General features: G+C 64.0%; 19 protein-coding genes. 4 read left to right on the top strand and 15 right to left on the bottom strand.

Annotated elements, in window-relative coordinates; all coding sequences use genetic code 11:
• Nucleotides 1-42: 42 nt before the first annotated feature.
• The 10 genes from FJQ89_RS13410 to FJQ89_RS13365 all read right to left on the bottom strand — a co-directional run bounded on the left by FJQ89_RS13410 (nucleotide 43) and on the right by FJQ89_RS13365 (nucleotide 11,287).
• Nucleotides 43-1,026: a FecR domain-containing protein gene (locus tag FJQ89_RS13410; RefSeq protein WP_243136544.1), complete on the bottom strand. Its 984-nt coding sequence runs from the start codon at nucleotides 1,024-1,026 to the stop codon at nucleotides 43-45.
• On the bottom strand, nucleotides 993-1,535 hold the full coding sequence (locus FJQ89_RS13405; RefSeq protein ID WP_141170523.1) for a sigma-70 family RNA polymerase sigma factor: 543 nt from the start codon (nucleotides 1,533-1,535) through the stop codon (nucleotides 993-995). Before FJQ89_RS13405 ends, FJQ89_RS13410 begins: the two co-directional genes overlap by 34 nt.
• 11 nt (nucleotides 1,536-1,546) lie before the next feature.
• Complete coding sequence (locus FJQ89_RS13400) at nucleotides 1,547-1,900, bottom strand: DUF3325 domain-containing protein (protein ID WP_141172787.1); 354 nt, start codon at nucleotides 1,898-1,900, stop codon at nucleotides 1,547-1,549.
• Nucleotides 1,900-3,522: a PepSY-associated TM helix domain-containing protein gene (locus FJQ89_RS13395; RefSeq protein WP_141170522.1), complete on the bottom strand. Its 1,623-nt coding sequence runs from the start codon at nucleotides 3,520-3,522 to the stop codon at nucleotides 1,900-1,902. Before FJQ89_RS13395 ends, FJQ89_RS13400 begins: the two co-directional genes overlap by 1 nt.
• Nucleotides 3,519-3,866 carry a DUF3649 domain-containing protein gene (locus FJQ89_RS13390; protein WP_141170521.1) on the bottom strand — a complete coding sequence of 116 codons (348 nt, stop codon included), beginning with the start codon at nucleotides 3,864-3,866 and terminating at the stop codon, nucleotides 3,519-3,521. The genes FJQ89_RS13395 and FJQ89_RS13390 overlap by 4 nt, the downstream gene beginning before the upstream one ends.
• 2 nt (nucleotides 3,867-3,868) lie before the next feature.
• Nucleotides 3,869-4,615 (bottom strand): DUF4198 domain-containing protein, encoded by a 747-nt coding sequence (locus FJQ89_RS13385; RefSeq protein ID WP_243136543.1) that lies wholly within the window; start codon nucleotides 4,613-4,615, stop codon nucleotides 3,869-3,871.
• 74 nt (nucleotides 4,616-4,689) lie between these two features.
• Nucleotides 4,690-6,951, bottom strand: a complete 2,262-nt coding sequence (locus FJQ89_RS13380) for a TonB-dependent siderophore receptor (protein WP_141170520.1) — start codon at nucleotides 6,949-6,951, stop codon at nucleotides 4,690-4,692.
• Nucleotides 6,952-7,216: 265 nt separating this feature from the next.
• A complete protein-coding gene (locus tag FJQ89_RS13375; RefSeq protein ID WP_141170519.1) occupies nucleotides 7,217-9,613 on the bottom strand; it encodes a TonB-dependent siderophore receptor in 2,397 nt (798 codons plus the stop codon).
• Between the two features lie 91 nt (nucleotides 9,614-9,704).
• Nucleotides 9,705-10,793 (bottom strand): FecR family protein, encoded by a 1,089-nt coding sequence (locus tag FJQ89_RS13370; protein WP_168208453.1) that lies wholly within the window; start codon nucleotides 10,791-10,793, stop codon nucleotides 9,705-9,707.
• A gap of 8 nt (nucleotides 10,794-10,801) precedes the next feature.
• On the bottom strand, nucleotides 10,802-11,287 hold the full coding sequence (locus FJQ89_RS13365) for a sigma-70 family RNA polymerase sigma factor (protein WP_141170517.1): 486 nt from the start codon (nucleotides 11,285-11,287) through the stop codon (nucleotides 10,802-10,804).
• A gap of 168 nt (nucleotides 11,288-11,455) precedes the next feature.
• On the opposite strand from FJQ89_RS13365, the gene FJQ89_RS13360 reads away from it, so the two are divergent.
• Nucleotides 11,456-13,087: an alpha-D-glucose phosphate-specific phosphoglucomutase gene (locus tag FJQ89_RS13360; RefSeq protein ID WP_141170516.1), complete on the top strand. Its 1,632-nt coding sequence runs from the start codon at nucleotides 11,456-11,458 to the stop codon at nucleotides 13,085-13,087.
• Nucleotides 13,088-13,135: 48 nt separating this feature from the next.
• Here the strand turns inward: FJQ89_RS13360 and FJQ89_RS13355 are convergent, their stop codons facing one another.
• The 5 genes from FJQ89_RS13355 to groES form a co-directional block, all read right to left on the bottom strand.
• On the bottom strand, nucleotides 13,136-14,674 hold the full coding sequence (locus FJQ89_RS13355) for a POT-type proton-dependent oligopeptide transporter (RefSeq protein ID WP_168208570.1): 1,539 nt from the start codon (nucleotides 14,672-14,674) through the stop codon (nucleotides 13,136-13,138).
• A 118-nt stretch (nucleotides 14,675-14,792) separates the two neighbouring features.
• Entirely contained in the window at nucleotides 14,793-15,356 is a 564-nt protein-coding gene (locus FJQ89_RS13350) for a GNAT family N-acetyltransferase (protein WP_168208452.1), read from the bottom strand.
• Between the two features lie 92 nt (nucleotides 15,357-15,448).
• Entirely contained in the window at nucleotides 15,449-15,958 is a 510-nt protein-coding gene (locus FJQ89_RS13345; RefSeq protein ID WP_243136542.1) for a hypothetical protein, read from the bottom strand.
• Nucleotides 15,959-16,153: 195 nt separating this feature from the next.
• A complete protein-coding gene (gene groL, locus FJQ89_RS13340) occupies nucleotides 16,154-17,803 on the bottom strand; it encodes a chaperonin GroEL (protein WP_010400981.1) in 1,650 nt (549 codons plus the stop codon).
• A gap of 50 nt (nucleotides 17,804-17,853) precedes the next feature.
• Nucleotides 17,854-18,144 carry a co-chaperone GroES gene (gene groES / locus FJQ89_RS13335; protein ID WP_010400979.1) on the bottom strand — a complete coding sequence of 97 codons (291 nt, stop codon included), beginning with the start codon at nucleotides 18,142-18,144 and terminating at the stop codon, nucleotides 17,854-17,856.
• Between the two features lie 534 nt (nucleotides 18,145-18,678).
• Between groES and FJQ89_RS13330 the strand changes: the two genes are divergently transcribed.
• The 3 genes from FJQ89_RS13330 (at nucleotide 18,679) to FJQ89_RS13320 (ending at nucleotide 20,156) form a co-directional block, all read left to right on the top strand.
• A complete protein-coding gene (locus FJQ89_RS13330) occupies nucleotides 18,679-19,425 on the top strand; it encodes a hypothetical protein (protein WP_141170513.1) in 747 nt (248 codons plus the stop codon).
• A 129-nt stretch (nucleotides 19,426-19,554) separates the two neighbouring features.
• Entirely contained in the window at nucleotides 19,555-19,845 is a 291-nt protein-coding gene (locus tag FJQ89_RS13325) for a DUF904 domain-containing protein (protein ID WP_306594795.1), read from the top strand.
• Nucleotides 19,845-20,156: a cell division protein ZapA gene (locus FJQ89_RS13320; RefSeq protein WP_034747344.1), complete on the top strand. Its 312-nt coding sequence runs from the start codon at nucleotides 19,845-19,847 to the stop codon at nucleotides 20,154-20,156. The genes FJQ89_RS13325 and FJQ89_RS13320 overlap by 1 nt, the downstream gene beginning before the upstream one ends.
• Nucleotides 20,157-20,262: the final 106 nt, after the last annotated feature.

Genomic DNA, 20,262 nt, shown 5'->3' with positions numbered 1-20,262 from the left:
ACAGGACAGGCCATGCTGAAAAAAAGGGCCAACTTTTATAAACTATTTTTTGCGCGCCGCGAGGGTGACCCAGTACGGGGTACGGTACAGCACATCGACGGGCAGCATGCGCGCCAGGCTTTCCAGCACGGCGTCCGTGTCGTCGAGCTGGAAGGCGCCCGACAGACGCAAGCCCGCCACCTGCGGTTCCACGCGCAGCAGGCCGGGGCGGTAGCGTGACAGCTCAAAGGCGAACGCATCGAGGCGCATGTCCTGCGCCGCCAGCATGCCGCGCGCCCATGCATCGGCTTGCGGCTGCGCCGGCGCGGGCAGGCCGGCGTGGCTGGCGTCGAAGCGGCTTTGTTGTCCCGCCATGAGCGTGCGCACGGTGGCCGAGGGCGCGCGCGGCGTGATTTCCACCGCGTGTTCGAGCACTGTCACGCGGCAGCTGTCGTCGTCGACGCGTACGCTGAAGCGCGTGCCCAGCGCGCGGATGCGGCCATGGCAGGTGGCGACGATGAAGGGGCGGCTGCCCGCGTGGTCGGGGCGCGTCTGTATCAGTACTTCGCCGCGGCGCAGCGTCAGCCGGCGTTCGTCGGCGCCATACGCCAGGTCGACGGCGCTGTCCGTGTTGAGCACCAGGGTGCCGCCATCGGGCAAGGACACCTCGCGCCGTTCGCCCACGCCGCTGCGGTAGTCGGCCAGCATCTCGTGGCGTACCAGCAGCCAGGCGGCGGGCGCCGCCATCAGCGCCAGCAGTACCTGCACGGCCACGCGGCGCTGCGGCCGGCGCAGCACGGGCGCCGCCAGCTCCGGCGGCAGCAGGCTGGCCGTTTGGCCGACCAGTTGCACCTTGTTCCAGGCGCGCGCATGTTCCGGGTCGCGCGCGCGCCATTGCGCCGACGCCGCCAGGTCCTCACGCGTGGCCTGGCCAGATTGCTCCAATAAATACCATTCGACGGCCTGACGCGCCACCTTGCGCGACAGCGGGGGAGACAGGGGAGCGGCGCTGCTCATGCCGCCCAGTCCGGCGCCTGCAGCACGCATTCGGTCAGCGCCTCGGCCATGTAGCGTTTCACGGAGCGTTCGCCGATGCCCAGCTGCGCGGCGATTTCCGCGTACGTATAGCCTTCGATCTGCGCCAGGATGAAGACGGCGCGCACCTTCGGTTTCAAGCCATCGAGCATGGCATCGAGCGCTTGCAGCGCCTGCAGGATTTGCGCGCGCTGCTCGACGGAGGACTGGTACTGCTCTGGCTGCGCGGCCAGCGCATCGGCCCAGGCGCGTTCCAGCGACTGGCGCCGTAAATGATTGATCAGCAAATGCTTGGCGACGGTGGCCAGGTAAGCCTTCGGCGCGCGCAGGGCTGGCGTTTGCGGCTGTGCGGGGGCACCGGCCAGCAGGCGGAGGAAAGTGTCCTGCATCAGGTCGGCCGCATCAAAAGCATTGCCCAGGCGCCGCTGCAGCCAGTGCACCAGCCAGCCGTGGTGTGCGCGGTAATGGCTTTCCAGTTGCGTGGGCGGCAGGAGCGAGGGCGCAAACGGACTGTCCGGCATGGCCACGATGGTTACAGCACTGCCAGCGCGACGGCGGCCAGCACGGCCGCGCCGCCGATGATGCGCGCCAGGCGCATGGCCTGGTGCGGCGCGTAGGGCAGCAGCCAGATCAGCAGCAAGCCGCAGCCCGTAAGGCTGCCGACCCAGTGGACCAGGCCATAGCCGCCGCCGGCGATGTGCATGGCCCAGGCCAGGGCGGCCGCCAGCGCCAGCCAGCCGGACCACTGCAGGCGGCGGCGCAGCGGCGCGGGTGGTTCTGCGCCGCGTCCGTGCAGGTCGGCGTAGTGGCGGTCCATGGCCAGGCACAGCGAGGACAGGCCCGCATAGCACAGGGCAAAGACGAGGAAATTGGCCAGCAGCTCCATCACGCGGCCTCCATCGTTGTTGCCGGCTTGGCGGCGGGTGTGGTTTTGGCCGCCTTCACGGGCAGCGGTTTTAACTTGAACGCCGCATACGCGAGGCTCAGGCCCAGCACCAGCACCACCAGGTCGAAGGCGGCCACCGCCATGGGGCCGCGGCCCAGGAACAGGGTCACGCCCAGGTGCGAATTGGTGGTGAAGACGTTCAGCACGGGCAGCGATGCCAGCAGGAAGGCGCCCACGGCCAGCTGCATGCGCCACATGGCGCGCGAGGGGCGCAGCTGGGCGATGATGGCGGCCAGGGCCCAGGCGCCGAAGAAGCAGGCGATTTCTTCCTTCGAGCGCTCTTCCATCGCCACCGGCAGCAGGCGGTTGGCCCAGAAGTAGGCGCCGAAGGCGATCGGGATGCCGGCGATGGCGCCGATGTTGAGCGCTTCGACCAGGCGCAGGCCGAAGCTGGCGCGCTTGCCGGCGGCCAGCGCCTTGGCTTGCTTCTGGCGCGTCTTGACTGCCCACAGCAGGGCGCCCGTGGCGACCATGGCGCAGCCGGCCAGGCCGGAGAGGAAGAACAGCGCGCGCAGCAGCGGCCCGCCGAAATGCGCGACGTGCAGTCCGACCATCACGCCGTGCGTGGCGGCGGCGCCGGGCTGCGCGTCGCCATCGGCCGACAGCAGCTTGCCGGTGACGCCATCGAATTCCATCGACGGCTGCTTCGACGACATGTCGCGTCCGCCGGCGCGCGTCAGCGAAATGGTGGCGTTGGCGTCGCCCGGGTGGTTGACGGAGATGCGCTCGACCTTGCCGCCCCAGTGCTGTTCCGCCTGGCGCACGAGCGGTGCCAGCAGCGTCAGCGGCGCGGCCACGCCGGCCGGCTTGCTGTCGCCCGAGCGGCCCGGAAAGGCTTCTGCGAAGAAGGCGTCCTGGTCGCCCTTGTAGGCGGCCGTGGCGCCGGACGGCATGTACAGGAACATCAGGGTGACCAGGCCCGTGTAGGTGATCATGATGTGGTAGGGCAGGGCCAGCACGGCCGTCACGTTATGCGCGTCGAGCCACGAGCGCTGGCCCTTTTTCGGCCGGAAGGTAAACAGGTCCTTGAAGATGCGCTTGTGCGTGACGATGCCGCTGATGATGGAGACGAACATGAACATGGCGCAGAAACCCACGATCCAGCGGCCCCAGATGGCCGACATGTAGTGCAGGTCGAAATGCAGGCGATAGAGGAATTCGCCGCCCCGCGTCTCGCGTGGCTTCGACAGCACCTCGCCCGTGGCCGGGTCGGCTTTTTCGCTATGAAAATTGCCGCGCCGTCCGCGTTTCTTTTCGCCGGGTTGCGATGGCTTGCTCCAGCCCAGCTGCGTGGCGGGATTGCGCTCGCCGGGCAGGCTGATGAACCAGCGTGTGGCGCCCGTGGCGCGCTCCTGCATCGCTTTTTGCGCGACCTTGGCCGCTTCCTCGGTGCTTACCTGGCTGGCGGCGGCGCCGTGCAATTCGGGCTGCATCCACAGGGTGATTTCATTGCGGTAGTAGCTGGCCGTGCCGGCGCAAAACACCAGCAGCAAAATCCAGCAGACGAGCAGGCCGGACCAGGTGTGCAGCCATGCCATCGACTGGCGGAAACCTTCTTTCATGCGAGACTCCAGGATAGTGCGTCCATCCATTGCAGGATGGCGGCGATGACGGCGGCGGGAATCAACAGGCCCAGCCAGGCGCGCAGGGCGCTGCGCGTGGCGAAGACCCACATCACGGCGCAGGTGTAGATGGCAAACGACAGCAGGGTGGCTGTCATGACGGCTTCGGAACGGGCCATGGGCAGGCTCACCGACAACAGCATGGTGACCAGCGCGGCCAGCACGTAGCCTCCAACGATGGCCGCCATGCTGCGCGAAGCCACGCCGAGACGGTACACGGCGCCGGCGGAAAGCCGCAGGCGCGCGATTTTTTCAGGGGTTTCAGTATGGGCTGGCGCTTGCATTGTCAGTCGTGATCCTTGCTCGGTGGCTGGGCCGGGCCGGCCGGCAGCGGCGTCACGCCGTGCGGCTGCAGCAGGCTCAGGGTGGTCACGAACATGGCCTTGTCATAGGCTTGTGTGCCGCGCTGGCCGGCCGTCTTGTCCGTGTGCTGCACTTCCAGTACATAGGTGCCCTTCCATGGCAGCGGGAAGCTGACCAGGCCTTGCGCATCGCTCCACGCTTCCTTGCCCCAGCCCGATTGCACCACGGCGCTGACCTTGGCTTGCGCCAGCGGCTTGCCCTGGTAGCTGACCTGGAACTGGCCCGGTTGGCCGGTCGGCACCAGGTCCAGGGTCAGCGCGGGCGTTTGCGTCTTGCTGTCGGCGATCAGGCGCGCGGCGGGAATCCACACGGTGCGCGTGCTCTTGCCATCCTTCTTTTCTTCCCACGACGGGTAGTTGTCTTCCTCGACGATGATACTTTCGCCGGCGCCCACCGTGCCATTCAGGACGAACGCGCCAGCCGTCTTGCTTGCCTGCAGCGGCTGCGTGCCCTTGGCCGAGATCCACGTCACGTTCCTGATGCTGAACTTGTCCAGCAGGCCGGGCGACGCTTCGCGCAGGTTGTCGCCGAACTCGCCGAAATACACGCTGGCTGCCTTGCCGTCCTGCTGCAGCCAGATCTGGTGCGCGCTGGCCGCGCCGGAAGCGAGGGCTGCGCCCAGCAGGGCGGTGGCGAGGACGCCGAGGCGCGCGATGGAAGTGATGTGCATGGTGTATCCCTTATCTTGTTATGTGAAATGGAAAATCGGCCGCGCTCCTGGGGGGGACAGCGGCCTGCGATGCATCAGTACTGGTAGCGCAAGTTCAGCGCCACGTTGCGCGGTTCGCCGTAATAGCCGCCGTTATAGAAACCCACGCGGCGGAAATACGTCTTGTCGAACAGGTTGTTGACATTCAGGCTGGCCGACAGTTTCGGGCTGATCTGGTAGCGCGCCATCAGGTTGGCCAGCACGTAACTGCCCTGGCTGACCCGGATCTTGCTTTTGTTCGGCAGGGTGGCCATCGTCCAGATTTCGTTTTGCCAGTTCAAGCCGCCGCCGATGGTGAGGTTTTGCAGCTCGCCCGGCAGGCGGTAGGTGGTCGAGACGCGCAGCATGTTGGTCGGCTGGATGGTGTTGGTCACCACGCCCTTGCCCGTCCTGGATTTGCTGTGCGTGTAGCCGGCGAACAGCTGCCAGCCGCTCAAGGGGCTACCCGACACTTCCGCCTCGTAGCCCTTGCTTTTCGTGCCCTTGCCCGTCGAGATATAGGGACGGCTGCCGTCCGGCAGCACGAAAGTCAACGGCACCGATTTGTCTTCTTCGCCCAAGTTGTCCTGCTTGGCTTCATACACGGCGAACGAGGCATTCACTGCGCCGTTGAAGAATTCGCTCTTCACGCCCGCTTCCACATTGCTGCCCGTGATCGGGTCGAGGAAAGCGTTGTTCTTGTCCTTCAGGTTTTGCGGCTTGAACAGGTCCGTGTAGCTGGCGTACAGCGAGGTACTCTTGCTGACGTCGAGCACCAGGCCCGCGTAGGGCGTGACGACATCGTCCGTTTTGTAGGCGGAGCTGCGCTTCACAAAATTGCCCTGGGTGTCGTAGCGGTCGTTATACGTTTCCCACCTGGAGACGCGTGCGCCGGCCAGCACCTTGAAGCTGTCCGTGACATTGATGCGCGTGGCGATGAAGGCACCCGACTGTTTGGTGGTGGCGACGTCGCGCGCACCCGTGCGCGTCAGGCTGGGTTCGGGCACGTCGCCCGTCCAGTTGCGGAAGTCGGGGATGGTGGTGGCGAACGGCAGCGGATCGGGCAGCAAGGTTTCATTCGTCGTGCCCGTGCGCTTCCAGCCATTCACGCCCATGACCAGATCGTGCTGGCGGCCGAACAGGGGGAAGGTGCCGTTGGCCGCCAGGTCGAAGTTGTCCTGCTTTTCATCGTAGGGGAAGGCGCCGCTCCAGACTTCCAGGCCGCTGCCATCGCGTTTCGGATAGCCGCTGCCGCCGTAGAACAGCTTGCCGTTCGAAGAGCTGTCGAGGCGCCCGTAGGCAGCCTTGATCTTCCAGTCGTTGGCGAAGCGGTGTTCGAGGTAGACGTACTTGTTTTCGAATTCGCGCTCCCAACTGCTCCACTTGGCGGCCATGTTGAACGAGCGCGGCATGTTGGCCGGCGTGCCGTCCGAGAAGAACAGGGGCGTGGTACCCCAGCTTGTGCCTTTCGGTGTGTTTTTCTGGTAGTCGATGCCGGCCGTCAGCAGGGTGGCCGGCGTCAGGTCCGCCTCGACGATGACTGCGCCCACCAGCTTGCGCTCCTTGTACAGGTCCATATAGGAATGGCGGTTCTGGCCCGCGACGACGACGCGCCCGCGGATGCTGCCGTCCGCATTCAATGGCGAGCTGATGTCGCCTTCCAGACGGACCTTGCTCCAGGAACCCACGGTCAGGCCAGCCGAGGCGGCGAACTCCTTGCCGGGGCGTTTGTGCAGCATGTTGATGGTAGCCGACGGATCGCCATTGCCGCTGACCAGGCCCGTGGCGCCGCGCACGATTTCGATGCGGTCGTAGATGGCCGTGTCGAACAGCGCATTGGCGCCCGAATTGACGGCCACGCCATCGATCTGGTAATTGCCGATGGAAAAGCCGCGCGCCGAAAAGTTCGTGCGTTCGCTGTCGTTTTCCTGCACCGTCACGCCTGTCGACTGCACCAGCACCTCGGCCAGGCTGTTCAAGCCCATGTCGTCCATGCGCTGGCGCGTCACGACCGAGATCGATTGCGGCGTTTCGCGAATCGACAGGCCCATGCGCGTGGCCGTGGCCATCTGCTTTGTCGTGTAGGAACCCGTATGCTCGGTCGATGCCTTGTCTTGCTGGCCCACTACCTTGATCTCGCTCAAGGTGGCTTCATCGGGCTTGGCCGGCGCCTCGGCAGCCAGGGCCGCGCCGGCGCCCAGTGCTGCCGTCAGCAATGCGGAATGTACGGCGATGGCCAGCGGACGCAGGGCAACGTGGGGAACCTGTGGGGAAAACGGGCCGGTAGCGATACCGGCCAGCGAACGTGCTCGCGCCATGAAACATCCTTCTTCTCGTGTGCCCACCGTCGAGCGGCTGGCGTTGTTGGTATGGGAGGCTTGCTTGGCGGTGGTGCCTGGCTGGCGCAGTCTGTCATCCAGCCGCGCATCAGTCAGGCGACTGTGTGCAGGCTCCGGTGGGAGTCGTAAATGTGAATGAGAACTATTCTTATTATAGTGTGGGGTTGCGAGACATGCAAGAGTGCGATGTTGTAAACGAGCACGGCCGCCCCATTGCTGGCGGCGGCCGTCCCGGGGACAAGCGTTACAGCTGGCCGCGCAGGGTCAGCATGGCATTGCGTGGCTCGCCGTAGAAGTTGGAACCGTAGGCGGCCCACACGCGCGTGTAGTATTTCTTGTCGAACAGGTTGTTCACCGTCAGCGACAGCTCCAGCTTGGGACTGAGGCGGTAGCCCGCCTGCAAGCCCACCGTGGTGACGGGCCCCTGCGCGAATTTCACGGGGCCGTTCAGGCGGTACATGCTGCTGACGCTGCGCAAGCCGCCGCCCACGCTGATTTTATCGAGCGCGCCGGCCAGCCGGTAATTGGTCCACAGGCTGACATTGTGGCGCGGCGCGATGAAGGTGTACAGCTGGGCCTTCTGGTCGTCGCTGCCTTCGAGGGTGCGCGTGCTGGTGTAGGAATAGCCGCTCGTGATGTTCCAGCCCGGCAGGGGGCTGCCGCTCAGTTCGGCTTCCATGCCCTGGCTGCGCATCTTGCCGGCGCCGATGGAAAACAGCGGATTGGCCGGATCGGGCATGACGCGGTTTTCATCTTCCATGCGGAACAGGGCCGCATGCGCATTGACGTTCTTGTCGAACAGCTCCGCCTTCAGGCCCAGTTCGAATTGCTGGCCCGTGCGCGGTTTCAGGGTCTGGCCGGCAGCGTCCGTGGTGCTCTGGGGCGAGAAGATGCGCGTGTAGCTGGCGTAGGCCGACACCTGCTTGTCGAGTTCATAGACCAGGCCCGCGTACGGCGTGAATTTCGCATTGATGGTGTTGCTGACATCGGTGAACTGGTTGAAATAGGCATTGCGGTTGACGGTATGGTTGTCCCAGTGCGTCAGGCGCCCGCCCAGGTTGACGGCCAGACGCTCGGTGGCTTGCAGGCGGGTGCGCGCGTACAGACCGAATTGCTTGGTGCGGTTGTCATTGCCGTTGGAAAAGGTGTAGCTGGGCCGGGCGATATTGTTATCCGGATGGAAGATGTTGATCGGCGCATTGTCACCGCCGCCATACTGGAAATTCTTGTGCACCTGGCGATAGTCGGCGCCCACGATCAGGTCATGGCTGCGGCCAAACGCCTGGAACGGTGTGGCCAGCCAGGCATCGAGTCCCTGCGTCTTCCAGTGGCTGCGGTAGTTCCAGCTGATCAGGCAGCTGTCGCCCGTGACGGGGTCTGCCGAGCAGTCGGACCAGCCGAAGTTGCGCGATGGCTCATCCTGCTCGCGGTACAGGGCCGTCACCTTGAACTGGCCGCCGTTATCCAGTTTATGGTCAAGCTCGGCAAAGTATTCCGTGACCTTTTCCGTGATGTGGTTCCAGGCGGGGTCCAGGTAGGTCGAACGGGGCACATCGAGCAGGCGCCCGTCTTCATACGCGGGCAAGCCGAAGGCGGGACGGCCCTTGTATTCCTGCCTGGTGACGCCGCCCGTCAGCACGGTGCCCGGCGCCACGTCGACGGCAACGGTACCGTACAGCAGCGGTTTTTCCGCATACACGTGGTCGACGAAGGAGCGCCGGTGTTCATAGGCTGCCACCAGGCGGCCGCGCACCTTGCCGTCCGCGCTCAGGGGTCCCGTGACGTCCGCTTCCGCATAGTAGCGGTCCCAGGAACCTGCGCTGAGCACGCCGCTGGCGGTGTAGGTGTCGCGCGCCCGCTTGCGCACCAGGTTGATGGTGCCGCCCGGGTCGCCCGCGCCCTGGAACAGGCCGGCCGGGCCGCGCAGCACTTCCACGCGGTCATAAATGGCCAGGCCGAAGCCGGCCGACAGGTCATTGCCCGTGCTGGCCGGCGTCATCACGCCATCGACCTGCACCGCATCGAGCGCATAGCCGCGCGAGTAAAAATTGCCGTGGTTGCCGCCCGTGCTGCTCGCTTCGACGGTGATGCCCGTCACGCCGCGCATGGCATCGTCCAGGCTCAGCAAATTCTGGTCGTTCAATTGCTGGCGCGTCAGCACGGAGACGGACTGGGGAATCTCGCGCAGGCTTTGCCGGCCCTTGCCGATACTCACCGCCTGCGCCGCATACGACTTGGTCAGCTCGGTATCCGTCGTCGCCTCCTGGCGCGCGCTGACGGTGATTTCCGCCAGGGTCGCCACCTTGCCCGTGGCGGCGGGCGCCGGGCGGATGATGACGCTGTTGCCGTCGATGCTGGCGGTCAAGCCGCTGCCGGCCAGCAAGCGCTCCAGGCTGTCGGCCACGCTCAGCGTGCCGCTGACGGCCGGCGCCGTTTTGCCGGCCACCAGTTCGGGCGCGAACAGCAGTTGCAGATTGGCTTGCCGTGCCAGTTCATTCAGGGCTTGCCCCAGCGGCTGGGCGGCGATGGCCAGCTTGACGGTGGGCGCAGTTTGCGCCTGTGCCAGGGGGATGCTGCCCAGGGCCAGCATGGCGGCCAGGGCGAGGGGAGCGGGTGTCAGATTGAGGCGGGGGGACCACATGTTGCATTTCTCCAGGTTAATTTGTTGTCGATTAACTTGGTAGACGCGGCAGTGCGCCAAATCCCCACCTGCGAATGCGAACTATTTGCATTTATTTTTCAGGCGGTCGCATCGCAGGGGCTTGCGCCGGCATTGTTGCCGCCATGCGGATCTCGCTGACGGCACCATCGCGTACGACGTGGACGGGCAGCAGCTGCGGCAAGGCCGCGGCGAAGCGGTCGAGCTGGGTCAGGCTGAAGCTGCCGCCGATGCGCAGCCTGGCCACGGCGGGATCGCGCACGGCCAGGCCCGTGTCGCCATAGCGTTCGAACTCGGCCAGCGCCGCGCCCAGCGGCACATTGTCGAAGGTGACACGGCCGTTGCGCCACGACGCCACGCTGCCTGGGGCCAGGCTGGCGACTTCAGACAGGCGGCCGCCGGCATCGCTGCTGACGCCCTGGCCGGCCCGCAGGTCGACCAGATCTTGTCCTGCGCCCGCCACGCGCACATGGCCATGTTGCACGGCCACGCGCAACTGGCCGTCGTGGGCCACGGTGTTGCGCACGGAAAACTGCGTACCCACCACCGTCACCGTCAAAGGACCGCTGAGGACGTTGAAAGGCTGGCCTTGCTTCGCTTGCACCTGGAACAGCGCTTCGCCGTGTGCCAGACGCACTTCGCGGCGTTGGCGGTACAGGGTGACGTGCAGCTGCGTGGCCGTATCGAGCTGCACCTTGCTGCCGTCGGGCAGGGCAACGGCCAGGCGCTGGCCGCGCATGGTGGCATACGCCTGGCTGAACGTGGGTTGCTGTTGCCACCACTGGTAGCCGCCCGCGCCCACGCTGAGCAGCAGCATGGCGGCGGCCGCATACGGCAGCACGCGCAGCGAGCGCAGAAGCGGGCGGCGGGGGGATGGCGCCGCCGCCGGTGGCACTGCCCAGCGGGCGGCCACCTGCGCGGGAATCTTGCGCGCGGCGCGGTGCGTATCCTTTAGCTGCGCGTATGCTTGCGCGTGCAGCGCATCGGCCGCCAGCCAGGCGGCAAACTCGGCCTGCGCATCAAGCTGGCCGCGCCGGCTGAACCAAGTGGCGGCCGCCAGCGCTACCGGGTCTTGCGTGGCGGCAAAAGCGGCATGCTCGCGCAAGTCCGCCTGCTCCTGGGCGGAGGGGCCGAAAGCATGGCGGGGCGGGTGGGCGGTCATGGGCGCCATTATGTGGCTTCCCGTAAAGAATGCAACTGTGCCTGGCAACTGAGCATGCCGCGCGCGATATGTTTTTCCACCATGCTCACGGAAATGCCCATGCGCGCGGCGATTTGTGCGTGCGGCAATTCCTCGAAGATGTGCAGTACGAAGGCGTCGCGACAGCGCGGCGGCAAGGCGTCGATGGCGGCCACGCAGGCTAGCCAGTCCTGGCTGCTTTCCAGCGCCTGCTCCGGCTGCAAATGGCGCGGCGCGGCCGGATGCGCGGTTTCCGGCAGGGCATCGATTTCCTCGTGCTGGCGCAAGGCGGCGCGCCGGTGCTGGTCGATCAGCAGGTTGCGCGCCGTGTGATACAGCAGCGCGCGCGGTTCGCGCACGGCCGCTTTGCCCAGCACGCGCGCATAGCTTTCCTGCACCAGGTCGGCAGCGGCTTCGCGGTTGCGCAAGCTGCGCCAGCAAAAGTTCAACAGTTCTTGGTAATAGCGTGCAACCACGGCGTCCTATGTATGAGTCCGCAGCCAGGAATGCCGCATATGAGAATGATTCTCATTATATTGCATGCCGGGATGTCGCGCTAAGCGGCTTGCCGCACCGTGGCAGGCGTACAACGCTTTGCCCCGCAGCCGGCATCGGTTAACATGGGAAGTTAATAAGGAGGCAAGATGGCTATTCAAATTATCAATACGGCGCCGATGGCTGGCCAGCGGCCCGGCACCTCGGGCCTGCGCAAGAAGGTGGCGGTCTTCAGCGCACCGCAATACCTGGAAAACTTCGTGCAAAGCGTGTTCGACACGCTCGGCGACTGCCATGGCCAGACGCTGGTGCTGGGCGGCGACGGGCGTTACTACAACCGCGCGGCCATCCAGACGGTGCTGCGCATGGCGGCTGCGCACGGCTACGCGCGCGTGCTGCTGGGGCAGGGCGGCATTTTGTCGACGCCGGCCGTCAGCTGCGTCATCCGCAAGCATGGCGCCAGCGGCGGCCTCATCCTGTCGGCCAGCCATAATCCGGGCGGCCCCGATGGCGATTTCGGCATCAAGTACAACATCGCCAATGGCGGCCCGGCACCGGAAAAGGTTACCGAGGCCATGTTTGCGCGCACGCAAACCATCACCGAGTACCGCATCAGCGATGCGGCCGACATCGACCTCGATGCGCCGGGATTCGCGCGCATCGAGCAGATGACGGTCGAAGTGATCGATCCGGTTCTCGACTACGCGGAACTGATGCAGCAGCTGTTCGACTTCGACGCCATCCGCGCCTTGTTCGCGGGCGGCCTGCGCATTTGCTTTGACGGCATGCACGCCGTTTCCGGCCCGTATGCGACGGCCATCCTGGAAGGCATGCTGGGCGCGCCGAAGGGCAGCGTCATCAATGGCGTGCCGCTGGAAGACTTCGGCGGCGGCCATCCGGACCCGAATCCTGTCAACGCGCAGGAGCTGATTGCGCGCATGGCCAGCGACGATGCGCCCGACTTCGGCGCCGCCTCGGACGGCGACGGCGACCGCAACATGATCGTCGGCCGGCGCTTCGACGTGACGCCCTCGGACAGCCTGGCGATTTTGGCCGCGAATGCCACCGTGGCACCCGGCTACCGTGAGGGCTTGAAGGGCATCGCCCGCTCCATGCCCACGTCGGGCGCGGCCGACCGGGTCGCCAGCGCGCTGGGCATCCCGTGCCACGAGACGCCGACAGGCTGGAAATTCTTCGGCACCCTGCTCGACGCCGGCATGGCTACCGTGTGCGGCGAGGAAAGCTACGGCACGGGATCGAACCACGTGCGCGAAAAGGATGGCCTGTGGGCCGTGCTGTTCTGGCTCAACCTGCTGGCGGCGAAAGGGCAGTCGGTGGAAGACATCGTGCGCGCGCACTGGGCCACGTATGGCCGCAATTACTACTCGCGCCACGATTATGAAGACATCGACAGCGCCGGTGCGCAGCAGCTGATGGACGCCGTGCGCGGCCAGCTGGCCGCCTTGCCGGGTCAGGTGCTGGGTGGCTACACGGTGGCGCTGGCCGACGATTTCAGCTACACCGACCCGGTCGACGGCTCCGTGGCGACGCAGCAGGGCATCCGCATCATCATGACGGATGGCGCGCGCATCGTGCTGCGCCTGTCCGGCACGGGCACCGAGGGCGCCACCTTGCGCCTGTACCTGGAGCGCTACGAAGCCGATCCGGCGCAACATGGCATTCCGACCCAGGAGGCGCTGGCGGGGCTGATCGCCGTGGCCGAGCAGCTGGCGCAGATCCGCGAGCGCACGGGACGTGATGCGCCGAGCGTGACGACGTAAAAAAAGGGCGCCCTCGGGCGCCCTTTTTTACGTCGGATCAAACCGGCATCATGCTTTTGCCGGAATGACCGCCTGGCGGTAGTTGTCGACCATCTTGTAGCGCCTTGCATACAGGCCGAAGGCCAGCATGGCCACCGCGGCAAAGGCGGCGAAGAAGAACATCTGGAAGGCCGTCACGCTGATGCCGCTCTCGGCGATCTTGCCGATCACGCCTTCGTTCATGACGCTGCGGTTGACGATCAGCACCCACAGGTTGCCCACCGTGGTCGACAGATTCCAGAAGCTCATGATGGCGCCCTTCATCGAGACGGGCGCCTGGCTGTAGGCAAACTCCAGCCCTGTCGCCGAGACCAGCACTTCGCCGAACGTCAGCAAGGCGTACGGCAGGATTTGCCACATGATGGAGACGGCGTTGCCGCTGTCGAGGGCCAGCTGCAAGAGGCCAATGACGATCCACGCCAGCGAGGAAAAGCCGATACCGGCCGTCATGCGGCGCAGGGCCGTCGCTTCCAGGCCGAAGCGGTTCAGCATCGGGTACAGCACCAGGTTATTGAACGGGATCAGCAGCATCACCAGCATCGGGTTCAGCGCCTGCATCTGTGCCGGCAGGAACCAGCTTGGTTTTTCCATGGTGTTGGCCTGCACGATCCACGTCGATGCCTTCTGGTCGAACAGCGAGAAGAACGGCGTGACGAGGGCGAAGATGACGAGGATGCGCAGCACGGCGCGCACGCCTTCGACGGCTTCATCGGGATGGATGCCGCGTGCGCGTTCCAGCTGCATGGCCGTGCCGATGCTGCCGAAGGCCAGCAGCAATACCAGCGCGGTACACGCCGCAATCACGAAGCCCCATTCGGGAATGCTGTAGAACGCATACAGGGCGCCGATCACGCCGACGTAGGCCACATACAGGCCGGGACGCGAACCGCCATCAACGCGCGCCAGCAGGGCGGTGCGGGCGACGCGGGTAAACGAGTCGGGATTCGGCGGCGCAGGCGGCACGTGCACGTATTTCTTGGCGCCCATCCAGAAGACGACAGTGGCGGCCAGCATCATCAGGCCCGGGATGCCGAAGGCGATCGAGGGACCGAAGTCGCGCAGGAACATCGGCATCAGCAGCGAGGCGAAGAAAGAGCCGAAGTTGATGATCCAGTAGAACAGGTCGAATACCAGCTTGGCCTTGTGCTTGTTGGTCTGGTCGAACTGGTCGCCGACAAACGAGGCCACCAGCGGCTTGATGCCGCCGGAGCCGAAGGCGATCAGGAACAGGCCGAAATAGAAGCCGTTGACGCTGTTTTCAAACAGGGCCAGGCAGGCATGGCCGGCGCAATACACGAGACTGAGCCAGAAAATGGTGTTGTACTTGCCGAAGAAGCGGTCGGCCAGCCAGCCGCCCAGCAGCGGGAAGAAATACACGCCGATGACGAAGGTGTGGAACACGTGCTTGGCTTCGCCCGTGCGCTGGTCGATCGGGATCATCAGCAGCAAGGTGCTGATGAGGAACGGCGTCAGGATGTTGCGCATGCCGTAAAAGCTGAAGCGTTCGCAGCCTTCGTTGGCGATGATGTACGGTATTTGCCGCGGCATTTTGCCCGTGGCGGTTTGTGTCTCGGCCGATGACATTGGCTCTCCCCCAAGTTTTTTTTGTAAGCCGCGATGCTAAGGCCTGCCGCGTTTGCTTGCAACAGAAAAAACGGCCTGTCCGCTATTTCGCAGGGATTTGTAAGGTATTGATTTTCATAAAGACATTACTTTCGGCACTTGCGCTTGCGCGAGCGGGGCGGGGCAGCAACAGCTGCAGTGGCAGCATGCCCTCCGCTGCGGGACCGTCCGCCAGGGTAAAACCGCAGCCCAGGTACAGGCTCAACGCTGCGTGGTTGTCCTGCGCCACGGCCAGGCACACGCGGCCCAGCTCGGGAATGGCGCAGGCGTGCGCAATGGCGGCCTGCACCAGTTGCCGTCCCGCGCCGCGTCCCCGCGCCTGCGGCGCCACATACACGCCCCACAGACTGGCCTTGTCATGCACGACGGCGATCGGTTCGCGGCGCAGGCCGGCAATGGCGATCAATTGTTCTTCGTTGAAAGCGCCAAATATTATTTGGTGCGAGGTGGCGCGCAAGCGCTGGGCGATCTGTGCCAGCGGCAAGCCGCTTTCCGCTGCGTGCGTGGTGCAGAAGGCGGCGGGCAGTTCGGCGATGCCGGCCAGGCGCAGCGCGCGGTAGGCGGCAACGTCGTCTGGCGCGAGGGGACGGATAGTGATGGCGGGCATGTGGGCGAGTATCGGGCTTCGATGCCAGAAAGTAAAGCTTGCGCTGCACGGCAAGCATCCCTGGCCATCGCGCCCGCAGCCGGCCTGGGGCGTTATTGCGTGGCGATGCGCTGCATCGGTGCGCTGTCCTTGCGCCATTGCTCCAGGCTGATCAGGTCACCTGTGACGATGTCGTCGATGAGGATGCGCTTGCCGTCGGGCGTGACGACAAAGCTTTCCCAGCGGTGGGCCGCGTCCGGCGTGCTTTCAAAAAAGCTCAGCTGGTAGCTGGCGACGCCATCGACGAGGCGCGTCTCGGGCGACGTTTCCATCACGGCGCCATGGGCGCGGCCGCCCGATGCCTTTTCGATATGTGCCGACCACGCCTTGATTTCCGGCAAAGCCATCAGCGCATCGACGGCGCGCGCGTTCTGCTCCTGCGCCGCCTGGCTGTTCGCGGTCGGGGCATTGCCGCCGTGCGGCGCGGACTGCTGGTGCAGGTAGAATGCGCCGAGTCCGGCGGCCAGCAAGCCGGCCAGGATGCCGGCAATGATGGTGGTTTTGGAAGAAGAGGCGCGTGGCGGCATGATGGTGGCATGGGAAAGAAGGACGATGGCGGCCATGCTAAAGCAAAACGCGCAGGCGGGCAATCGCCGGGCTTGCCAACGGGCTTGCCAAATGGATAGGCGAAAAAAAGCCACCTTCCGTAGAAGGTGGCTTTCGGGGCTGCCGGGCAGGCGCAAACAGCTTTTGGTCTGCCTGTCCTGTGCCGGCGTGGCAGCTGCGCGCGCCGTCGCCTGCGCGCGCGGCCGCCTGGATTACATCATGCCGTCCATGCCGCCCATGCCGCCCATACCACCCATGCCGCCGCCCATGCCGCCGCCTGCTTTGTCGTCAGCGATTTCGCAGACCATGCAGTCGGTTGTCAGCATCAGCGAAGCGATCGAAGCGGCGTTTTGCAGCGCCGAACGGGTCACTTTGGCTGGGTCCAGGACGCCCATTTCAACCATGTCGCCATACGTGCCGTTGGCAGCGTTGTAGCCGTAGTTGCCCGTGCCAGCCAGTACGGCTGCCACGACGACCGAAGCTTCTTCGCCAGCGTTTTGCACGATCATGCGCAGTGGCTCTTCCATTGCGCGCAGGACGATCTTGATACCGGCATCTTGATCAGGATTGTCGCCCTTGACCGTGATGTTGGCGCGTGCGCGCAGCAGGGCTACGCCGCCGCCTGGCACGATGCCTTCTTCCACGGCAGCGCGGGTAGCGTGCAGTGCATCTTCAACGCGGGCTTTTTTCTCTTTCATTTCGACTTCGGTGGCTGCGCCAACCTTGATCACGGCAACGCCGCCAGCCAGTTTGGCTACGCGCTCTTGCAGTTTTTCACGGTCGTAATCCGAGGTCGCTTCTTCGATCTGTACACGCACTTGTTTTACGCGTGCTTCGATCGAGGCAGCTTCGCCGGCGCCATCGATGACGATGGTGTTTTCCTTGCCCACTTCGATGCGTTTCGCCTGGCCCAGTTCGGCCAAGGTCACTTTTTCCAGGGTCAGACCGACTTCTTCAGCGATCACCTGGCCGCCCGTCAGGACAGCGATGTCTTCCAGCATGGCTTTGCGGCGGTCGCCGAAGCCAGGTGCTTTCACTGCGCACGTTTTCAGGATGCCGCGGATGTTGTTCACAACCAGGGTTGCCAGCGCTTCGCCTTCGATGTCTTCTGCGATGATCAGCAGTGGACGGCCAGCTTTGGCGACTTGTTCCAGTACCGGCAGCAGGTCACGGATGTTCGAGATTTTTTTGTCGCACAGCAGGACGAATGGGCTGTCCAGTACGGCAACTTGTTTCTCTGGGTTGTTGATGAAGTATGGCGACAGGTAGCCGCGGTCGAACTGCATACCTTCAACGATGTCCAGCTCGTCGTTCAGCGACTTGCCGTCTTCCACGGTGATGACGCCTTCTTTGCCGACTTTTTCCATCGCTTCAGCGATACGCTCGCCGATCGAGTAGTCCGAGTTCGCCGAGATCGCGCCAACTTGGGCGATTTCTTTGGTCGTGGTGCAAGGACGGGCGATTTTCGCCAGTTCTTCGACGGTCGCAGCAACTGCTTTGTCGATACCGCGCTTCAGGTCCATCGGGTTCATGCCGGCGGCAACGAACTTCATGCCTTCGCGCACGATGGCTTGTGCCAGCACGGTCGCGGTGGTGGTGCCGTCGCCGGCGTTGTCGCTGGTGCGGGAAGCAACTTCCTTGACCATTTGCGCGCCCATGTTCATGAGCTTGTCTTTGAGTTCAACTTCTTTCGCTACCGACACTCCATCCTTGGTGACGGTAGGGGCGCCGAACGAGCGCTCCAGTACGACGTTGCGGCCTTTCGGGCCCAGCGTTACTTTGACTGCGTTGGCGAGGATATTGACGCCTTCGACCATCTTGGCGCGCGCTGCGTCGCCGAATACTACTTCTTTAGCTGCCATGTTCAATTCTCCTGAGTTTCGGGATGTATCTGTCTACAACGTGGAAACAATTACTTGACGACGATCGCCATGATGTCTTCTTCGCGCATGACCAGCAGCTCATCGCCGTCAACTTTGACGGTTTGGCCGGCGTACTTGCCGAACAGGACGCGGTCGCCCACTTTGACATCCAGAGGACGGACTTTGCCGTCGTCGAGAATCTTGCCATTGCCTACGGCAAGGACTTCGCCTTGATCCGGTTTTTCAGCAGCTGCATCAGGAATGATGAGGCCGGACGCAGTTTTGGTTTCCTGGTCGAGGCGTTTGACGATGACGCGATCGTTCAATGGGCGCAGATTCATACAAAACTCCTTAAAGTTCAATGGATAAGTGTTGCTAAATGAATACATGTCCGGCACAGCGCCAGACGTGCTTTCAGTGACCGCCGTTGAAAGCAGCCCGCAACGGTCAAGCAAACCCCAGGTCATCCTGTCCTTGCCTGTCTGCGGCAGTGGTGCATCGCGGCGTCGCCCGCCGCGTAGCGTTCCCTGCAGTGGTCCGGCAAGCACCATCAGTCCTGAGGATAGCTACGAAAGAGTTTGTTAGCACTCTCTACTAACGAGTGCTAATTATAGGGACGGTATGGGTCAACTTCAAGGGCTTATTCAAGAGGAACATATAGATAGATGCTGAGCAGAGCCTGCATCTGCACAGGGTTTGCGCCAGCACAAGCCACGCTCCCGGGCGTCAGCAACAGCGCGGACTCTAGCATGCCGCCCGGATGAGAGGCGTTCCTGTACGCGCAGGAAACAGAGATTGACTATGGAATTTGATAAGATGATTGTAATTGCATATCAATATCGCTACATATCGCCACTTGCACCAGAAAGAACACCATGCCATTTCCTGTTTCCCGTCCCGCGCTGCGCCTGCTGGGCGCTACCGTCATCGGCCTCGCCTGCCTGGGCAATGCCGCCGCGCACACGCCCACCATCGCCGACGAGATCACCGTGGCGGCCCTCACGCCGCTGGAAAAGGAGATGCTGCTGAACGACCTGTTCAACGACCTCAACAAGGATGACGACGACCAGGAAGCGCATGTGTGGGACAACGGCGGCGACAGCGGCGTGCTGGTGAAAGTCACGTATAACTTCAGCAACTCCGGCATGACGGAACACAGCCTGAAGGCGCACGTCTGCCGCGACCTGAAATTCGTCGTCACGGCGGGCGGCAAGTCGCAAGATCTGAGTCGTCGCACCTGTTCGCAAAACAGCGGCAAGTGGGATGTGCAGGGCAAGGACCCGGCGCCCGTCGTGTATCCGCCTTTCCTGTCCGACGTCACCATCGCCAAGTTGAACGCGAAAGAGCAGGCATCGCTGCTGACGGCCGCCGTGCGTACCTTGAAAGATGAAGAGGATGGCAAGACGCGCCAGTGGAGCAACAAGGGCCTGGGCAATGCGGTGCCGCTGGCAGTGCGCCTGACGCCCTCGGGCACGGATGCCAAACCTGGCAGCTACCGCCGCACTTGCCGCGACTTGACGATGGTGCTTGACGGCAAGGGTGGACAACAGACGCTGGTGCGCCGCTCGTGTGAAAATCGCTATGGCGCACTCGATATCGAAGCCGGTTACGTCGACGAGTAAAACGTTGCCATCGCGGCGCCGGCAGATGCGCGCACTTGGCGAAAAGCGCTGGAAAAAGCCTGTATTGTCCGCCAACTGCCCTGCATTGATGTAAATATGTGTGACAGCGGCGTGATTCGATTGACGCCCATGGAGCGTCCGCCCTATAGTGGCGGGATGATTTCCGAATTCAACGAATTATCCGACAAAATAGGCCTGCTGGCCGAAATGACCCATGCGCTGCGCCGTGAAAACGCGCAACTGCGCAAGGACAATGCCGCGCTGGCCGCCGAGAACGCCCTGTATGTGCAGCGCATGCGCGAGGCGCAGGAGCGGGTGGAAGCGTTGCTGGAAAAAATTCCCGAACTGGTGCAAGCTGGCCTGGAGCAAGCCGCTTCGGAAGCGGGCGCCTATATTGCCGAGAACGAGAAGGAAGCGTAATGCCGCGTGTCGATGTCAATATCATGGGCCAGTCCTACAGCATGGTGTGTCGCGACGGTGAAGAGCGCGCGCTGCGCGAAGCGGCGATCTATCTCGATAGTAAAATGAAAGCCATCCGCGACGCAGGCAAGGTCAAGGGCAATGACCGCATCGCCGTGCTGGCCGCCCTGGGCGTGGCCGCCGAATTCCTCTCCGTGAAGTCGCCGCAAGGTCCGCTGTCGGAGTTGACGATACTCGAAGTGAAGCAAAAGATCTCGGCCATGCACACCGTGTTGGATAGCGCACTGACGCCCCAGGAAAACCTTTTTTAAACACCGAACCAAACCTGCTGCGCGTCGCGCCTTGCGGCCTGCGATGCTCGCTGCCTCGGCGGCCCCGTGCAAGCACAGCTGCGCTTCTCGGCCACAATTCATCGCC

This window comes from Janthinobacterium tructae (assembly GCF_006517255.1).
In the GTDB taxonomy this organism is placed as follows: Bacteria; Pseudomonadota; Gammaproteobacteria; order Burkholderiales; family Burkholderiaceae_D; genus Janthinobacterium; species Janthinobacterium tructae.
This window is presented reverse-complemented; position numbering and strand designations above follow the sequence as displayed.